Consider the following 17,766-nt stretch of genomic DNA (forward strand, 5'->3'; position numbering starts at 1 on the left):
TCAATTTTAATATTCTTAAGTATTTAATTCTGATAGTAATTCTTCAGACTGAAATATCACATGTGTGTGTGGAGCATCCAGACTGAACATAAAACTATGCATAGATTCAGGTGCTTGAAGTCCAAGAAGAAATCCGAAAATCTTAGCCAAACTTTGCGTATGTCCTAAACTGTAATGACTATATAAGCAGTGATACGACTGTATGTTTGATGCACCAATACGTGTTGCTATTTGTTGAGCAACTTTGATTTGAGCAATATTGTCTGGCACCACAAAAAACGGAGTTTCGTTCTCATATTGTTCTAAGTTTTCAATACCTAATTTTCTAATAAAGTTCATTACATTGGTTTCATTTTCAACCAGTTCAATCACCTTGACTCTAGAGAGTCCCTCAACTCGAACCGATTCAGCTGAAATACAACAACTACCAATAAACTCTGCAGGAATATATTGATCCATTGCCCATAAATGTTCGTCGATAATGTCCTGATCTATGGCTGAGTCAACCACCGTGATATATGAAACTTCATCCTTTTGATGCTGAATAGCTTTAAGTAGTTCAATCCATTCCACATAAGCAGTTTCGGTACCCCAATAATGGTAATGCACGTTTATTTGTTGGACTAATAGCCCTAAACTCTGCAAATACTCTTCAACCAATACATCACTCGATTGTTCATTCCAAACATGGAGTAAATAATCGGAAAGTACGACATGAATATTCAACATATTGAGGCGTGGAACATCCATAACCACTGTTTGTTCCTCTTCATCTTCCTGATAGTCGGAACGAACCCAAGCAGGATGCATACGATATTCATAAGCAAGTTGTTGGTCATAAAACATCGCAGAATTTTTCAAATGCTCCACAATAGTTAATAAGGATGCACAATTTTCATTGAGTTCTGCCTGAATCAATGCCTGTATGCGTTGTTGAATTTCACTTATATCAGGACGATCCACTTCATGGTCTAAAGTCTCATCGACAGGATCAGGCATTCGGTAAGATAAAATTGGATTACCCATCTGATTCACAAGTTTGGAATCCAATGTAGGTGCAGGCATCTCAGCCATTTTGACAAATATTTCTTGGTTTTGCCCCAAAGCAGATTGCAACGATGCTGCATAAACATTTAAACGTAGATACTCAGGACATAGCTGATTTTTTGTATTTACACTGTCAGAAGATGAATGAGTTTCTATCAGTTGTGCATCTCGTTGCTTATTTTGTATAAATTGGTATAGCTTCCATATGAGATAAGGACTGAGTACTACCAATGAAATCAAAAAAGGCATCAACACAAAATAAAGCAATAAATCTTGTGCTGTCGGTTCAAATTTAGCATCGCGCCAATAATAAATAATCAGCGTAGAACTTACGAAAAATATGCTTAAAACTGTACTCAATATAATTTTAAGCATTTTAGATCTCTCGTATTAACGCATAACAAAATTCGTTATGATCTTCTGTCAATGTCGGCATTAAGAAAGTTCCCTGCCCCAAACCTAATGATTGGTTTGCACCAATTTGAACTGCTTTTTTGTCAGTTCTTTTCAAAATTAAACGAACATCGACATGCAAAGTCGGGTCACACCAACTCTTAAAAATCTTTCGGAGTTGTTCGCTTAATCCTTTCCCAGGCAAATAATCTAAATAATGTGGGTAGGTTAAAGGCCCAATTTGAACTTCAATTTTTCCGTCCACCTGACGGACTTTTTCGCCACAAAAAGTATTTAAACCTAAAGCATTTTTAGCCAAGCTGCCCAAACTGGTTTTCTGAACATCATTAAGCTGGAAGGTTTCCACAATAAATTCTTTAATTTCGATCTTTTGCTTAAACACACAATGCAACATCGTTTTCAAGGCATGGACATTATTATTCTGTCCTTGCATTAATCCTGAAAACTCGGCAAAAAAATCTTCCAATTCAGAAGGCTGATGTTGCTGACGTACAAAACCATTCAATGCATGTAAAATCGTTAAATAGTGATTATTCTGATCAATTTCGTAACGAACAGGTAAGTTATATACCAGACTGGAATCGACATACTGAGCGGTCAGCTTGTGATTAAAAAGTCCAATAAACTTCTGTACTTCATCACGTTGCTTGCGCGGTGATAACTTAATTTTCTGTGTATAGCTATAGGGTAATGCCCCTTGTATCCCGAGCAATCCCACCATCAAATTTTTGAGTTCAATTTTGTCATCTACTAGATTTAAGGACTCAAGCTCAGAAACAGGAAAATTGAGCTGAATTGAGCTCTCAAAACTAAAACGATCCGCCCAATGTTGAACCTGATTAAAAATAGGATCATGCCGTAACAAGCGAGTCGTTTGGATAAACTCATAAGCCGTAGGTGTATGAAACAGGCCATCAATTACAGAAGCTTCTTGCCACCAACGTTCTGAACGCATTGGTATAACTCCTGTCTTGATTGATCATCAAAAATAATTAAATCAACGAAACTGTTCATCTGTACTTTTAGGTTGAATACATAGCTCAATAACTGGCTAAAAATATATAAACTATGCCCCCGAAAGACTTCCACTTTGATTGATACTTTAACTTTTATACCGCGGACAAAAGCTGGGAATGGCTTGATATTCATCATTTTATGGGTAGATTCAAATTCAATGCCCTGAATAGCATCAATCAATAGATGATTTTCTTTGGCATTTGATAAATTATATAAAGCCAACAATTCTTGAATATGGGGTACTGCATTTTCTTGCATTAATGTCATTAAATTCAAAGACAAATGTGAAATCAGTCGCCACTGCTCTTCTTTATTTCCATTAAAGACATAACATGGGGTAGGTCGTTTTAAAACCTGTGCACGTCGAACCAAGCCTGTACCATTCATATTTAAAGTATGCTGACTCAGACTCATGCTCTCGTAAGGCAAATTACCATTCGAGCACAATAAGTTTGTACTAATAAAATCAGACTTGATTTCATGTGGATTCAAATGCCGAGAAATAATGGAATAACCCAATTCAATATTCTTATGTTGGTATTGTTTTTGATTCAGTGCATAAAAGTATCGGACATTCTCTTTATGGGCATGACTCATGGCAAAAAATGGTGTGATCGGATAAGTCACAGCATCCTGTTCATGTTTTTCTCTCATCATTTGCATATTAAGAATTGAATAAACACGATAAAATTCAGGGTGATGTGCATCCGTTAAAATTGGATATTCTAATTTTTTATGATCAATCTTCTGTGGCTCAGCCTTTTTCTCAAATAGATTAACGGCAGGACTACTAAATAACTTGAAATTTGCAATATTCAAAGCTGAATAATTATGAACAATTGCAGGGTCAGTCAAATTGAGTTTTAAATGAACATGTAATTCAAATTGGCTATTTCGTTGTGTTAATTTTTTCAGACCCTTTAAATTCAATTTAAGATAGTTGAACTTTTCTGAAAAGCAAAAATACTCCATTAAAAGCCGATAAGCATGATGAGTATGCTGATCGAGAGGCAATAGGCTTTCATTTTCAGCAAAGCCCATCACTTCAAATGGATTCTCAATTGCCAAGGTATGCTGACCTGATTTCAAGCTAAAACTGGTTTCAGATTTAAAAACTGCATCTAAAAACTGCAAAGGAAAATTTGAAATAGCATCTAAATAAATAGGTAAGACTTCATTGTCTAACCATGCTTCTGCCCCATTGAAAGCTTCAAAAGAAAAAACTAAAGTGGCATTTTGATTCAAATGTAAATGTGAGCTCTGATTGGTCTGAAATTCCAGAGATTTCAACTGGAGCGGTAAGAGCTGCACAGCCATACTGGTTTTAAACTCACACTGTACCCCTTTTACACTTCGTGATTTCAGTGTTGTATTTTCTGGGACAATCGTACCTTCCGTAAGCTTCTTTTGTTTTTCTATATCTTCGAAACTCACCACGCTACAAGCAGGAAAATGTCTCAAATATTGAGGAAACATCACCTCAAATAATGACCGTGTAAACACGTCATAACTATCTTCTAATTTTTTATCAATTCTTGCTGCAATTAATGAAAAAGCTTGAATCAGCCGCTCAATGTGCGGATCATCAATTTGCTCTTGATTTAGAGATAAACGTTGCGCAATTTTAGGATACTTTTTTGCAAATACTCTGGACTGTAGTGCAAACTCTTGCAACTGCTTTTCATAATAAGGTAAAAGTTCTTCAATCACAGCGTTGTCCTTATACCTTAAGCTTGCGCAGAAATAACATATTGTTGCGTCGTTGGTTTTAATAATGCATCAAAAACCACAGGCTCATATAAGGGATGGATATTTAAATAAGCCTGAATGGTTAAACACAATGCCCCCATATTGTGACCATCTAAAAGCATCTCCACTTTGACTTGTTTTAAGCGTGGCTCATGTGCAGAAATAGATTGTTCTATCGACTGACAAATTTTATCGCGATCAAGAGGATTTGCGGTCGAAAGTCCAACAAAATCAATAATGCCAAATTGTACAATCGATTGTTTTGACAAAGGATAAGCATCAATAAGATGATCTAATTTTGCTATACGGCTATTCAGTAAATCTTCAAGATCATTGGCGACTGACTGTCTTAATTCTTGAATTGAAAGTCCTTTTACACTCTCAGTTTCAGGAAGTAAGCGATCAAACAGTGTGGACTGAAAACCGTAGGGGTGTAATTGTTCTAAACTCATGCTCATTATCTCAGTCAATTTATTCTGCATTCAAAAAATAGAGGACAACATTCGTTATCCTCTATATATTGATCTGAGTTTAGTTACGCAGCATAAGATGCTGTGTTATTCGACAATGACCATTTCTTGGTCACAGCACCTTTCGCAGTACCGTTAATATCTTGTTGATTATAGGTCCACTCAACTGCAGCATATTTCAAACCGAAAGTTTCAGTTGGGACACCTTCTTCATTAACACTTGGTGCAACACTTGAAACTAAAACATGCTTCAATTTAATTTGAAGATATTTAATACGTTTATCACCATTGGCACGGTAAAAATCGATTTGCACTTCATCAAAAGTGTAACCTGCTGAACATGCTTCCCATAGTTTCGGGCTAGTTGCATCAAGGTCTTTTACAAAGTGCATATCTGCATGTTCAACACGTTCAGCGGTGTGGCCACCCACGCTAGATGAAGTTGCAGACTTAGGCTGACGAATATTGTGTGCCCAAGAGTTTACTTCTAACCAACCCTTGTGCTCTGAGTCGCGAGACTCACCATCAACTTTGTATTTACCTCGAAATTCGACGTATATATCTTTCATGAGATTATCCTATATTATAAAGTTCTTAATTATTGAGCTGTTCTTAATTTAATTAGAAGACTGAGGCAACTCAGTGACGAGTCGCAAAGATACGGACAACTCGTCCAGCTGGAAATGTGGTCTTAAAAAAACCACAGACTTGTAGTGACCAGGCTCTGCTGGGTTTTCTACAACTTTCACGGAAGCTTCTCTTAATGGAAACTGGGCTTTTGCTTCTTGAGAAGCCCCATCATCCAAGAGCACATATTTTGCTAACCATTCATTTAAAAATGCTTCGACATTGCCTGCTGATGCAAAACTACCGACTTTGTCACGCATCATGGCTTTTAAATAGTGTGCAATACGAGAAACTGCCATAATGTATTGAATCTGGCTCGATAATGCAGAATTTGCATTTGCAGTATCGCTGTCATATTTTTTTGGTTTTTGCGCTGATTGCGCACCAAAAAATGCTGCATAATCCGTGTTCTTACAATGTACCAATGGAATAAAACCAAGATCACTCAGCTCTTTTTCGCGGCGGTCTGTAATCGCAATTTCAGTTGGACATTTGAATGCAACTTCACCATCACTGGTTTTAAAGGTATGTACTGGCAAACCTTCTACCAATCCCCCACCTTCTACGCCACGAATTGCAGCACACCAACCATGCATATCAAATGCATTGGTTAAACGTGTACCAAATGCATAAGCAGCATTCATCCATAAATATTCATCGTGGTTTTGACCCGAAACCTCTTCTACAAAATTAAAGCCTTCGGTTTGCATGCCTTGCTTTGGATCATAGGGTAAACGACCTAAAACACGTGGCATGGTTAATGCCACATAACGGGCATCATCACTTTCACGGAATGAACGCCACTGCACATATTCAGCGGTTTCAAAAATTTTTGATACATCTCGCGGTCGGTCAATATCAGTAAACGATTCCAGACCTAACATATTGGCACTGGCAGCGGAGATAAATGGAGCATGAGATGCCGCAGCAACATGTGAGATTTGTTCTAACAAATACATATCTGCTGGGGTACGGTCAAATTCAAAATCACCAATCAAAGTTGCATACGGTGCTCCACCAAAGGAACCATATTCTTCTTCATAAATTTTCTTGAATAAGGTGCTTTGATCAAAATCTGTAGCGCTTTGAAAATCTTTAATCAACTCTTTTTTCGTGGTGTTTAATACCCGAATTTTAATGAGTGGATTTGAAGGTGATTCTTGACAGAAGTAATATAATCCGCGCCATGTTGATTCAATTTTCTGAAACTCAGCATGATGCATAATTTGACTTAATTGTTTAGAAATCAAGTCATCAATTTCGGCAATCCGCTTATCAATCGACATCGACATGTTATCTGAAACTGTAATTGTTCCAGCCATGACTTCCTTTGCCAGCTCAGCAATAAGGCTTTTCGCGCGATCATGCTCCTCATCATTTCGAGCAATACGACTCTGCTCAACAATGGAATCAAGTAAAGTCAATTCAGTTGAGTTATCTTGTACAGCAAGTGCAGATTGCATGTTACTCATTGTCCGCTCCTACTTCTTCACTCAGTTGGCGGACTTGTTCGGTATTTTTTAAAACATCATCTAACAAATCTTCTAAACGTTCACTATTCGAGATTTTGTTACGTAAATCCGTTAAACGTTCACGCGCTTCGACCAGTTTACGTAGCGGTTCAATTTGCTGTGCAATGTTTTCTGGTCTAAAGTCATCCATTGATTTAAAGGTTAAATCAACTCCAAAGCGCCCACCTGTTTCTGAAAGCGTATTTTGCACCTGAAAAGTCGCTCGTGGTGAAAGCGATTCCATGACTTCATCAATATTCTCTAAATCGACGTTCACGAACTTTTTATCTTTAAGTTTGGTTTTTTCCTGTTCTGAAGCCGCAGAAAAATCTCCTAAAACACCAACAACAAAAGGAAGTTCCTTGATTTCTTTACCTTCACCCACTTCTACGTCATAAGTAAGTTGGACACGCGGGGGGCGAATACGTTGCAATTTTTTTTGCACGCTTTCTCGTTTAGCCATGATTTAAAGCCTTGTATTTTAAATTGTTATAAACCAGCAAAAGGGTTGCTACTACTGTTTGTACTCGTATTTGTCGTATTGACTTTAGCTGTCGTTGTACTTGCCTTCACCTTATTGGTTGTTACTACTGCAGGTTTGGTTTTGGTCTTATTCTTTACAGTTGTGGTAACTTTTGCTGATTTCTTTTTCGATGATTTTGATGTCGTTTGATTCTTTTCAGCATTATCTAAAGCGGTTTCTAATAAAACTGAAGCAGGTTTTGCTGAATCTATCGATCGAATGAGTTCACTTGCTGCAGGATATGTAATATCTGAACTGAGATAGCGCATTTCTTTCTGACGCATTTGTTTTAATGCATCATTTGCAATATTAGTCGCTGCAAGAAACTTGACATCAGTCAGGGTATTGCCTTGTACTTTTTCAGCTTCAAGCTGCTGTACCAGTGCTAAAGCTTTATCGCTTCGACCAATTTGCTGAAAACGTTGTGCTGCCTGAACTAAATAACCATTTTTATTATCTGCGTTTTTTTTATCGCAAATTTGGCTATATGTTTTTAATAAAACAGGATCATTTTCACCAGAAACTAACGGATTTTTCTTGATGCAACTTCGAGAAATATCAATATCTGAATTACTCGCAAATGCACTCATAGATAAACTAGACAGCATTAAGCCTGCCCACAAGAGAATATTCGTCTTCAAAACAACCTCTATTATTAAGTCTTTGTCTAAAGTTTTAACCGTTTATATTCTGGTTTTTACTTTATGTATTTTTAAAGTAGGCAGATTTAACTAAATATTAACCACAGTAGTCAAGACAAATTTTGTCATCTTTCGACATTTAATTAATTTAAATAACACTTTTTTTCTTAAATTTTATGATATATGATTCGCACGACTTTATACCAATTACTTAAAAACATAATTTTTCATGCTAGAAAGTTATGATTTTTTTGACTAAGAAAATTTGATTATTACTTTTTTATTAATAACTTAACCAACAAAAATATTTGTATTAAAGTAGTAATTCAAATCTTAGTCTCAAAAGCTGAGATCCATAATGAATAATTTAAAAGTTTTAATTACAAAACTGTCTATTCCTGCACGTGAAGCTTTAGAAAAGGCAGCGAACTTTTGTGTTTCTCAACAAAATTTTGAAATAGAGATTGAGCATTTACTAACTGAATTGGTGAAACAAAATTCAGATAATGATCTGCAACTCGTATTAAAAAAATACAAAATCGCGCATGAAGAACTTTTAAATGATTTAAGCCAAAGTATTGCATTATTACCTAAAGGTAACACTCGTACCCCGATTTTTGCTTTGTCCATTGTTCGTTTATTTGAACAAGCTTGGCTAGTGGCCTCTGCTGAGAAAATACCTGTTATTCGAAGTAGCCATTTATTGATTGCATTACTTACCGCGACTGATTTACACCAGATTGCAACTCGGGCATCTGTACACTTAACCATGTTGCCAATTGACACGATAAAACATCAGTTTTTAGACATTTGTCGAAACAGTACCGAATGTCATACAACGCCAGCAGTACAGCCAAAAACAGATCTTCCCTCTAGTTCTATCCAACTATCAACTTCACAAACACCTGCTTTAAATCAATACACCATCAACTTGACGCAAAAAGCACAAAACGGGCAAATTGACCCTGTAATTGGACGCGAACATGAAATTCGCCTCATGCTCGATATTCTGATGCGACGCAGACAAAACAACCCGATTTTAACTGGCGAACCAGGCGTCGGAAAAACAGCGGTTGTTGAAGGACTGGCGTTAAAAATTGCACAAAACTCCGTTCCAGATGCACTCAAAAATGTACAACTTCACACCTTAGATATGGGGTTATTACAAGCAGGAGCCAGTGTAAAAGGTGAGTTTGAAAACCGCCTCAAACAAATTATTCAGGAAGTGCAAAGTTCGAGCCATCCTATTATTTTATTCATTGACGAAGCACATACACTGATTGGTGCAGGAGGACAAGCGGGGCAAAATGATGCTGCAAATTTACTTAAACCCGCACTAGCTCGAGGTGAACTGCGCACTATTGCCGCAACAACTTGGGCAGAATATAAACAATACTTTGAAAAAGATGCAGCCTTAAGTCGTCGCTTTCAAGTCATTCAAGTGGAGGAACCAACCGAAGCTGTCGCCATTGATATGCTACGCGCCATGATTCCAGTTATGACGGAACATTTTAAGTTACAAATTGATGATGAAGCAATTATCACCGCAGTTCATGCATCACATCGTTACATTACAGGGCGTCAACTCCCCGATAAGGCGATTAGCGTTTTAGACACTGCGGCTGCACGTGTCGCACTTACGCAGAATGCTCAACCTGTTCAATTAGACCAATTTCAAGCGCAGTTACACAATCTCAAATTAGAACTAAACATTCTACAGAATGAACATCAAAGTAATCCAATTCATGAAGAACGTCTGAACAGCATTCAAGAAAACATTCTGTGTTTAGAACAAAATATTCAAGTCATACAACAAAAATGGCAGCAAGAACTGGCTTTAGTCAAACAAATTCAAGCGCTGCAAGATGGCCAAACCGTTAACTGTAATGCGCAAATTGTTGAATTAAGATTTAAACTGCTCCAATTACAAGACAATAACCCTCTCGTGTATGACCGTGTGAATGCCACCATCATTAATGAAATTATTTCTGATTGGACAGGTATTCCTGTAGGTAACATGGTCAGCAATGAAATTAAACAAATACTAAACCTAAAAAGCAAACTTGAACAACGCGTCATGGGGCAAGATTATGCGTTAAAACTGCTAGTTCAAGGTATTAAAACTGCTAAAGCCAAGCTTGAAGACCCCAATAAACCACAAGGTGTGTTTATGTTAGTGGGACCAAGTGGTGTAGGTAAGACCGAAACAGCATTGGCGCTAGCACAGGAATTATATGGCGGTGAATCGCACTTAATTACCATTAACATGTCCGAATACCAAGAAGCCCATACCGTTTCCTCGTTAAAAGGTTCGCCTCCGGGTTATGTCGGCTATGGTCAAGGTGGCGTATTGACCGAAGCTGTACGACGAAATCCGTATAGTGTTGTTTTACTGGATGAAATTGAAAAAGCACATCAAGATGTTCAAGAGTTATTTTTCCAAGTCTTCGACAAAGGTACTCTAGAAGATGGTGAAGGACGTGTCATTGATTTTAAAAACACTACGATCTTACTGACTTCAAATACAGGCTCAAGCAGCATTATGCAAGCCTGTCTAAATCATCCTGTCGAGCAATGGCCTACTGCTGAGCAACTACTTGATAAATTAAAACCAAGTTTATATCAGCAATTTAAACCTGCATTTTTAGGTCGCATGCAAATTGTTCCTTATTTCCCATTACATGATGATCTTTTAATTCAAATCATTGAGCATAAATTAGGAAAAATTATCAAACGCATTGAGCAGCAATATCATGTGCAGGTTCAGTATAGTGATGATGTCAGTGAGCTATTACTTAGCCGTTGCACTGAAGTGGATAGCGGTGCCAGAAATATAGATCATATTTTAAATGCTTCGATTCTACCTGCTTTAGCGACAGAAATTTTGCTGGCTTTGAGCGAACAAAAGTTGCCAAATCAAATTTGGATAGACGTAGACAATGATGAATTCATTTATGTTCTTGATTCTAAGATAAAACAATCTAAAAAGAAAAAAGCTAAAGCAGTCAAAGCTGAAACTGTATAAAACGTAAATTGGATTATTTCGTATTATGAATATAGAGTTAGACAAGTTACTCGAACCCATTTCGGGTGCAAAAGCATGTGGGGAAGATTTATCCTTTTCCAATGAATTTCATGCCATTAAAAAAGCCAAGACTGAAGATGATCCATCTTTGGTCTTGGGTGACTGGATTACAGAACCCAAACAAGCAGACTGGAATTTTGTTGCAGAACAAAGTTGCCAACTTCTAATTGAAAAAACTAAAGATATTCGACTGCTCACTTGGTTATCTGAAGCATGGGCAAATTTGTATGGTTTCTATGGTTTATCGAAGAGTCTGGAGCTGTCACACCGTTTATTAGAACAATTCTGGCTCAAGTTACACCCTGCAATTGAAGAGGATGACTTAGATCAACGCTTGGGATTATTAAAAGGTTTAGTCAATCAACTTCCGCTATTAATCAAAAAAACACCATTGATTGAAAGTTCGCCAGCTTATTCTTTATGTGATTATGAAAATTTTCTGTATCAGAACAACAATCAAAGAAAACAAGCAGATGATGATACGGTATTTTCGAATCAACTTGAGCAGTTTGACCTCGCACTTGCGCAAAGTTCCCGAACGGTACAATTACAGAATTACCAAAGTTTTGAACAACTTTTATTGCATTGGGAAACCTTAAAACTGGTACTAGATCAACTCATGCAATTGGAAGCTCCAAGCTTTGCACATATTGATTCACAGCTTGAAGATATCCATAAGTCATTAAAGAAAATTTATAAAGCTGATCAATTTCAATATGGATCTGACACTTTAGATACTTCATCTACGCTTGAAATATCAACAGACACCCGTCAATTGCCTCAAACCGAAACAGCTTTCGCTATGCCCCTGCATTCACAACAAGGTTTTCAGCCTTCACCACAAAGTCATTTACAAAATCGGGAACAAGCTATCAAAGTTTTGCAGGACATTGCCGATTATTTTCAAACCCATGAACCCCATAGCCCAGTGAGTTATATGCTGCAAAAGACAGTGAAATGGAGTCAAATGCCTTTACATGAATGGTTAGCTCAGGTCATTAAACAGGAAAATCCACTTGAATCTGTTCAAGAATTATTGGGCATCTCCTCAACCAACAATGAAACAAGTAACTGGTAATTGACATGTTTAAAGCAGAAAAAATTCTTTGGGGCGAAGGCTTATTTTTACGTCCTCAACACTTTCAATTACAAGACCGTTATCACGAACAGCATCTGAATCATACCATTCGTGCGACCATCCCTTTTGCCTACGGTATCCAAAAAATTAGTTTCGATGAAAGCCAATTGAACTTAAATGTTTTGGCTTTAGAAGCGATTGAAATGATCTGGCAAGACGGTGAAATTTATGCCGCTCCCTCACGTGACCTTTTACCTGAACCCATTTTATTGGACAATTTAAACTTGCAAGGTGAAATGCAAATTTATTTGGCGATTCCTATTGTACAAGCCAATAAAAAAAATGTCTCATATGAAAAAAGTTCACAGCCAAGTCGTTATCATTGTTATTTGACAGAAACCCATGACCTGTTTACCGATGCGTCTCCTGCTGAAATTTCCCTATTGCGACGTCGGGCAGAATTTAAGCTATTAGAACCACATATCATGCCAACCCATGAAATGGATGGTTTATTGTATCTACCCGTTGGCATGATTAAACGCCAAAGTTCAGGACATTTTGAACTTGATCCGAAGTTTATGCCACCGTTATTGCATATTGAATCAAATGCAGCATTGTTAAATCAGTTGAAACGTTTGCTAAATATCATTCGTGCCAAGATTAAAACCATTCAATCTAATAATCGTGAAAATGAACAAAAACTGATTGAATTTCGTTCTGGTGATATTGTGTCTTTTTGGTTGGTCAATGCACTAAATACGGCATATGCCAGCCTCAATCACATTTTTCAACACCCTCAGATTCATCCTGAACGCTTATTTTCAGAACTGTTACGATTGACTGGTTCTTTACTGACGTTCTCATCCGTCTATGAAGTAGACCAACTACCCAAATACCAACATCACCAACTACAACAGAGTTTCAGTGATTTAGAGCAAATTTTACGTGACTTACTCGATACGATTATTTCAAACCGCTACATCAGTATTAGCTTAAAAGAAACACGCCCATCGTACTGGGTCGGTAGTCTTGAAACAGATAAAATTACCCGAGATACCCGACTCTATGTTTCTGTCTCTAGTAGCATGATGCAAACGCATGAACTAATTCAAATTGTTCCTTTACGCTTTAAAGTGGGCAGTACCATTGACGTCGAACAACGAGTGGTTGCAGCACTTCCTGCGATTCCATTACATCACTTAATGCAAGTTCCTACTGCCATTCCTGTACGTTCAGGGGTGAGTTATTTTGAAATTGAACCTCATCATGAACTTTACCAACAGATGTTGTCTTCTGAAACCATTTGTATTTATGTTCCATCTGGTTTCCAAGACATTAGTATTGAATTAATTGCTGTGATGAATAGCTAAGGAATAATAAAAATGAATTCTTCTAGTCAGGCACCCTCTTTGTTTGATGATGGTCAAATTGGTTCAAATACCTTGCCTTATCACCCGGCGATTGTGAAGCCAACATCCTGCCTAATTGATTTACTGTATGACGGTTTTTATGTGGTTTTTTTATTAAGAAACCAATATGTTCCCCAACAACCCGAACAATTTAGACAAAAAGTTCTGGATTTATTACACCGCTTTGAACAACAAGCACGCAAATTACAATTTTCTGCGGAAGATATTCATGATGCCAAATATGCCTATTGTGCCTTGTTGGATGAAACTATCGTCACGCAGCAAAACGATGCTTTTTTTAATTTGCAAAATCTATGGTTAATTAACCCACTGCAATTGAGTTTGTTTGGTTCACAACTGGCAGGTTATCAATTTTTTGAAGTTTTGGAGCAACTACGTAGTAAAGGTAAAGACCGACTCGCCTCACTTGAAGTTTTTCATTATTGCCTACTGTTGGGTTTTCAAGGCAAGTATCGAATTGAGTCGATTGAAAGCCTAAATCATTTGGTAGCACGAATTGGAGATGAAATTGATTATTTAAAAGGGAAAAAAGCTGCATTCTCGCCTTTTTCAGCCCTACCTGATCAAATCAGGAACATCATTCATCGTGAACTTCCTTTCGTTTGGATTATTCTATTTTTACTGATTTTTAGCTTTCTGGCTTTTGCAGGCTTAAGATATACCCTTAACCAGCAAACACAAAAGTCGCTTGCACCATTTAACAATGTGATTAGTACGCCAACTGAACAGGCCAATATCACGATTTATTTACCTTAAATGGTGGTAGTTCCATGGCTCAAGAAAAGCAAAACACCCTGCGCATTTTAAAAGCAAATCCTGCAAAACCACAAAAGCGTTCAAGCCTTTATGTGATTGCAGGTTTTGTCGGTGGCATTATTTTAAGTTGTGGATTTTTCGGTTTTTATCTTTATGCACAAAACACTGAAAAAATGACATCCACTGACATAGAACCGAATCAAGCTGAGACAACTACGCATACACCTCCCCAAGAAACCAAGCCCGTGGAAAATACGACTACAGCAGATGAGGATATTGATTATCCAAATCAAATCAATGAACAAGAGATGTCCGCACTATTTAAGCATTCAGTGAATAGTGCAACCAATCTCAATACGCATACGCCAAACAGCTCACCCTTCGCCAATCTGGGTCAAGAACCCAAATCAGCGAGTAAAGCCGTGGTCTCAATCGAAAAAAGAATGCAGAAACATCATACTTCCGCCCCGACAGCACAACCCTTGGCTCAAGGTGTAGTGAAGCCTGCCTTATTAGATCAACTGGATAAAGAAGCTGAATTAGCTCAGCCTCAAGCACAAACCACACATCCATCATCACCTGCTACCCATTAAAACCAAGATGATTATTTTTATTGGCTGTAGCTTTCTGGCGTTGGTGATTGGTTTGAGCTTGTTAATGTCTTACGAGCTTCGGCTGCGAACCCTAAATTATGTACGGTTGATTCTACCCAACAGCAAACAAAAGCTTGGGCATGCACGTCAGTTTGCGCAAGAAATGGGTTATGCAGCTTCCGCCGAACAAACTCAAACCCATTGGCATTTACAACAATGGTGGATTTTGATTGCTGGATTTTTTTTATTGGGCAGTATTCTACTTTTTGCCTTTACCCGCCCGATTGATCCGACCAAAGTCGAGGCCAATTATCTGGAAAAAGTCGACCCACAAATTTATGCCTTATTGAATGGTGAAATATTGACACCACCACCAGAGGTCGATGAACAGTTGGTGGATGCTGCAATTGTTGAAGCCATGCAACTAGAACAGCAATATCAAGCACAGAACAACAGTGTCACGGCTCAACCTTTCTCTTTAGAACGCGATACGACATTTGAACAAAGTCATGGGCATTTTGATACTTCATTGATTGACCGTAAATGGGATCGGATGAATTTACGCTACAAGCAACGGCTATTAATGGTGTTTAAAATCATGAAGGAACGTTATGGTTATGAACTGGTATTGTTAGAGGGTTATCGTAGTCCCGCGCGTCAAAATATGCTTTCTGGCAATAAAAATACCACGCGTGCTAAAGCCTTCCAAAGCTATCACCAATTTGGCTTGGCTGCAGATGTTGCATTTAAACGGGATGGTAAAGTGGTCATTTCTGAACGTGATCCTTGGGCTTGGAAAGGCTATCAACTATATGGTGAAGTTGCCGAGTCGGTTGGTTTAACTTGGGGCGGACGCTGGAAGTCTATTCATGACTATGGTCATACCGAGTTCCGTATGCCAGGTTTGAAAAAAACAGCGGAAATGGCAGAAAAACTCACTACGGAAGGACAGCTTTTAGCACAAGAGTTAAATTAATAATGCGCCCAATTAGGATGACTGCATACCAAGTCCTATATTTTTATATGGTTCATAACAACAAAAAGCCCTATGGATGAATAGGGCTTTTTTTAAAACAGGGATATCTGTTTTAATGTTGTTGCTTAATCACTTTTATTTTTGAAATTGAGTGCAAGCGCATTTGGTACACGGGGGTAAACGATCAGTACCAATTTCTAAGTAGACTCGACGTCCGCATTGAACACAAAAATAGAAGCCTGTTCCGGGTTTTTCGCCAGCAGTAACCATTTTTGTCCTCCTTATGTTGTTTTAGAAATGGTAACCCTAGTATAACGCGCTTATGCTCAATGTCCACTGATCATTTTAAAAAATAATGGTGTCATAAATGTAAGAAATAATGTATTCAAAAAATTGGTGAGCTAAATAAAATTTAATCATTAAAGTAAAGATTTGCTTACTTTACGTACACAAATGAGGCTTTAGATCACATATGCCTTGTTCTTTAGAGTGATTGATCGTGAACAAATATTCAAAGTTCTCAATACGGCTGAGTACTAGTATCAGGTTTCGTTCCCTTCCATAGTTTTCTTGATACAAATAAAAAGCCCTATCTTGTGTGACAGGGCCTTATTCCAAACAGCGAATCACTGTTTGTAGTGTGCAGCTTAAGCAATCTTGCTGTTAAATTGATTGCCAAGGCATTTGGTACACGGGGGTAACCGGTCTGTACCAATTTCTAAGTAAACGCGGTGTCCGCATTGAATACAAAAATAGAAGCCTGTTCCAGGTTTTTCGCCAGCAGTTACCATTTTTGTTCTCCATGTGTTTTAGAAATGGGGAACAGAGTATAGACAAGCTTTTCAGATTTTAGAGTCTATTTTGTGACCGTATGGGTCAACAATAAAACTAAGAATTACTGACACCGAAATTTCACTTCATTTGAATGAAATTCCCCTTATCTTGAAAGTATTTATCAGATACCCATCATTTCATTCCATCTTTAATTTTGATGGGATCTACAATAAAACCTTGTACGACTTTTTTTGCTTGTTGTTGAATGAGTTTCCAATCCTGCAGATGAACACGCTGAAATAATATAGAAAGACTAGCTTTCATTTCTGGTTCCAAAACAAATTCCTGTTTACATTGACGTGCTATAGGGTTTTCTGAATATCCACATGTAATTAAGGTAACTACATTTCCTTGTTCATTTTTTTCAACATATAAGTCATCTATATTATATAAAATATTAGACCCCGTATTTTTAGCTATTAATTTTTTATTTCGTTTCACCCATTCAGGATGTGGAACATACTTTTGTAAGTCATATTCATACTCATCTGTGGGCAAATATATACCTCTAAAATTGAATTCTTCTAACTGTTTTTTTGATAATATCTTCGTTTCTAACGTTGAATTGACTAATCTCTTTGTTAAATCTCCATAATAGCTTTTATCTGCGTAAACACCGACTCTTACCCAATGATTATCAGGCAGGTTAATTTCTGCGTTATATTGTTTCTCCGAATACGGTGATGCTTTATAATAGCGAACTAAAACCAATCCATCGGTGTAACGCATATAAAATCCAAAGGCCTGAATTTTAGATTTATAGGTCCGCGTCTGACGTTTATATTTCTTACCTGTTACGAAGCCTGTATTATCTTCATATTCAACCCTTGGGGCTTCTCTACCAAGGTTAACAGGCTTTCCCCCTAAATCGCCTACACTATAACGTGCGCCATATTGATCACGGGGTGTTATAAATTCAGGTTCTTTCTTTTTTTGCTCACAGGCTGTTAAAAAGAGTGAACTTATACAAGCAGCTATAATTATTCTTTTCATTTATTTTTTTCTTTACCTCCAT

General features: G+C 37.5%; 17 protein-coding genes. 6 read left to right on the plus strand and 11 right to left on the minus strand.

Features of this window, described 5'->3' with window-relative positions; translation table 11 throughout:
• Positions 1-15 precede the first annotated feature (15 nt).
• The 8 genes from F4W09_RS04880 to F4W09_RS04915 form a co-directional block, all read right to left on the minus strand.
• Positions 16-1,422, minus strand: coding sequence for a hypothetical protein (locus F4W09_RS04880; protein WP_151504194.1), 1,407 nt, complete (start codon positions 1,420-1,422; stop codon positions 16-18).
• A gap of 1 nt (position 1,423) precedes the next feature.
• Positions 1,424-2,416: a type VI secretion system baseplate subunit TssG gene (gene tssG / locus F4W09_RS04885; protein WP_044740175.1), complete on the minus strand. Its 993-nt coding sequence runs from the start codon at positions 2,414-2,416 to the stop codon at positions 1,424-1,426.
• Positions 2,380-4,188 (minus strand): type VI secretion system baseplate subunit TssF, encoded by a 1,809-nt coding sequence (gene tssF / locus F4W09_RS04890; RefSeq protein WP_151504195.1) that lies wholly within the window; start codon positions 4,186-4,188, stop codon positions 2,380-2,382. The genes tssG and tssF overlap by 37 nt, the downstream gene beginning before the upstream one ends.
• A gap of 17 nt (positions 4,189-4,205) precedes the next feature.
• Positions 4,206-4,679 (minus strand): type VI secretion system baseplate subunit TssE, encoded by a 474-nt coding sequence (tssE, locus tag F4W09_RS04895; protein ID WP_044740177.1) that lies wholly within the window; start codon positions 4,677-4,679, stop codon positions 4,206-4,208.
• Between the two features lie 83 nt (positions 4,680-4,762).
• Entirely contained in the window at positions 4,763-5,266 is a 504-nt protein-coding gene (locus F4W09_RS04900; protein WP_016165884.1) for an Hcp family type VI secretion system effector, read from the minus strand.
• Between the two features lie 48 nt (positions 5,267-5,314).
• Complete coding sequence (tssC, locus tag F4W09_RS04905; protein WP_044740178.1) at positions 5,315-6,796, minus strand: type VI secretion system contractile sheath large subunit; 1,482 nt, start codon at positions 6,794-6,796, stop codon at positions 5,315-5,317.
• Positions 6,789-7,298 carry a type VI secretion system contractile sheath small subunit gene (gene tssB / locus F4W09_RS04910; protein ID WP_016165882.1) on the minus strand — a complete coding sequence of 170 codons (510 nt, stop codon included), beginning with the start codon at positions 7,296-7,298 and terminating at the stop codon, positions 6,789-6,791. Before tssB ends, tssC begins: the two co-directional genes overlap by 8 nt.
• 26 nt (positions 7,299-7,324) lie before the next feature.
• Positions 7,325-7,999, minus strand: coding sequence for a hypothetical protein (locus tag F4W09_RS04915; RefSeq protein ID WP_052662108.1), 675 nt, complete (start codon positions 7,997-7,999; stop codon positions 7,325-7,327).
• 358 nt (positions 8,000-8,357) lie between these two features.
• On the opposite strand from F4W09_RS04915, the gene tssH reads away from it, so the two are divergent.
• From tssH to F4W09_RS04945, 6 genes are read left to right on the plus strand one after another with little or no spacing between them, the layout of a single operon-like run.
• Complete coding sequence (tssH, locus tag F4W09_RS04920) at positions 8,358-11,024, plus strand: type VI secretion system ATPase TssH (RefSeq protein ID WP_418655080.1); 2,667 nt, start codon at positions 8,358-8,360, stop codon at positions 11,022-11,024.
• 25 nt (positions 11,025-11,049) lie between these two features.
• Complete coding sequence (gene tssA / locus F4W09_RS04925; RefSeq protein WP_151504197.1) at positions 11,050-12,162, plus strand: type VI secretion system protein TssA; 1,113 nt, start codon at positions 11,050-11,052, stop codon at positions 12,160-12,162.
• A 5-nt stretch (positions 12,163-12,167) separates the two neighbouring features.
• Entirely contained in the window at positions 12,168-13,532 is a 1,365-nt protein-coding gene (gene tssK, locus F4W09_RS04930; protein ID WP_151504198.1) for a type VI secretion system baseplate subunit TssK, read from the plus strand.
• 12 nt (positions 13,533-13,544) lie between these two features.
• Positions 13,545-14,348 carry a DotU family type IV/VI secretion system protein gene (locus tag F4W09_RS04935; protein WP_151504199.1) on the plus strand — a complete coding sequence of 268 codons (804 nt, stop codon included), beginning with the start codon at positions 13,545-13,547 and terminating at the stop codon, positions 14,346-14,348.
• A gap of 14 nt (positions 14,349-14,362) precedes the next feature.
• Positions 14,363-14,941: a hypothetical protein gene (locus tag F4W09_RS04940; protein ID WP_044740182.1), complete on the plus strand. Its 579-nt coding sequence runs from the start codon at positions 14,363-14,365 to the stop codon at positions 14,939-14,941.
• A gap of 7 nt (positions 14,942-14,948) precedes the next feature.
• Complete coding sequence (locus F4W09_RS04945; protein WP_016165875.1) at positions 14,949-15,917, plus strand: M15 family metallopeptidase; 969 nt, start codon at positions 14,949-14,951, stop codon at positions 15,915-15,917.
• A gap of 135 nt (positions 15,918-16,052) precedes the next feature.
• Here F4W09_RS04945 and F4W09_RS17220 read toward each other — a convergent pair whose 3' ends face one another.
• The 3 genes from F4W09_RS17220 to F4W09_RS04960 all read right to left on the minus strand — a co-directional run bounded on the left by F4W09_RS17220 (position 16,053) and on the right by F4W09_RS04960 (position 17,744).
• The gene (locus tag F4W09_RS17220; RefSeq protein ID WP_304521100.1) at positions 16,053-16,202 is read right to left on the minus strand and encodes a zinc ribbon-containing protein; all 150 of its coding nucleotides are present in this window, start codon (positions 16,200-16,202) and stop codon (positions 16,053-16,055) included.
• Positions 16,203-16,564: 362 nt separating this feature from the next.
• A complete protein-coding gene (locus F4W09_RS04955) occupies positions 16,565-16,708 on the minus strand; it encodes a zinc ribbon-containing protein (RefSeq protein WP_213064793.1) in 144 nt (47 codons plus the stop codon).
• A 175-nt stretch (positions 16,709-16,883) separates the two neighbouring features.
• Positions 16,884-17,744 (minus strand): hypothetical protein, encoded by an 861-nt coding sequence (locus F4W09_RS04960; RefSeq protein ID WP_151504200.1) that lies wholly within the window; start codon positions 17,742-17,744, stop codon positions 16,884-16,886.
• Between the last annotated feature and the right edge of the window lie 22 nt (positions 17,745-17,766).

The organism is Acinetobacter tandoii, assembly GCF_008867985.1.
GTDB classification, from domain to species: domain Bacteria; phylum Pseudomonadota; class Gammaproteobacteria; order Pseudomonadales; family Moraxellaceae; genus Acinetobacter; species Acinetobacter tandoii.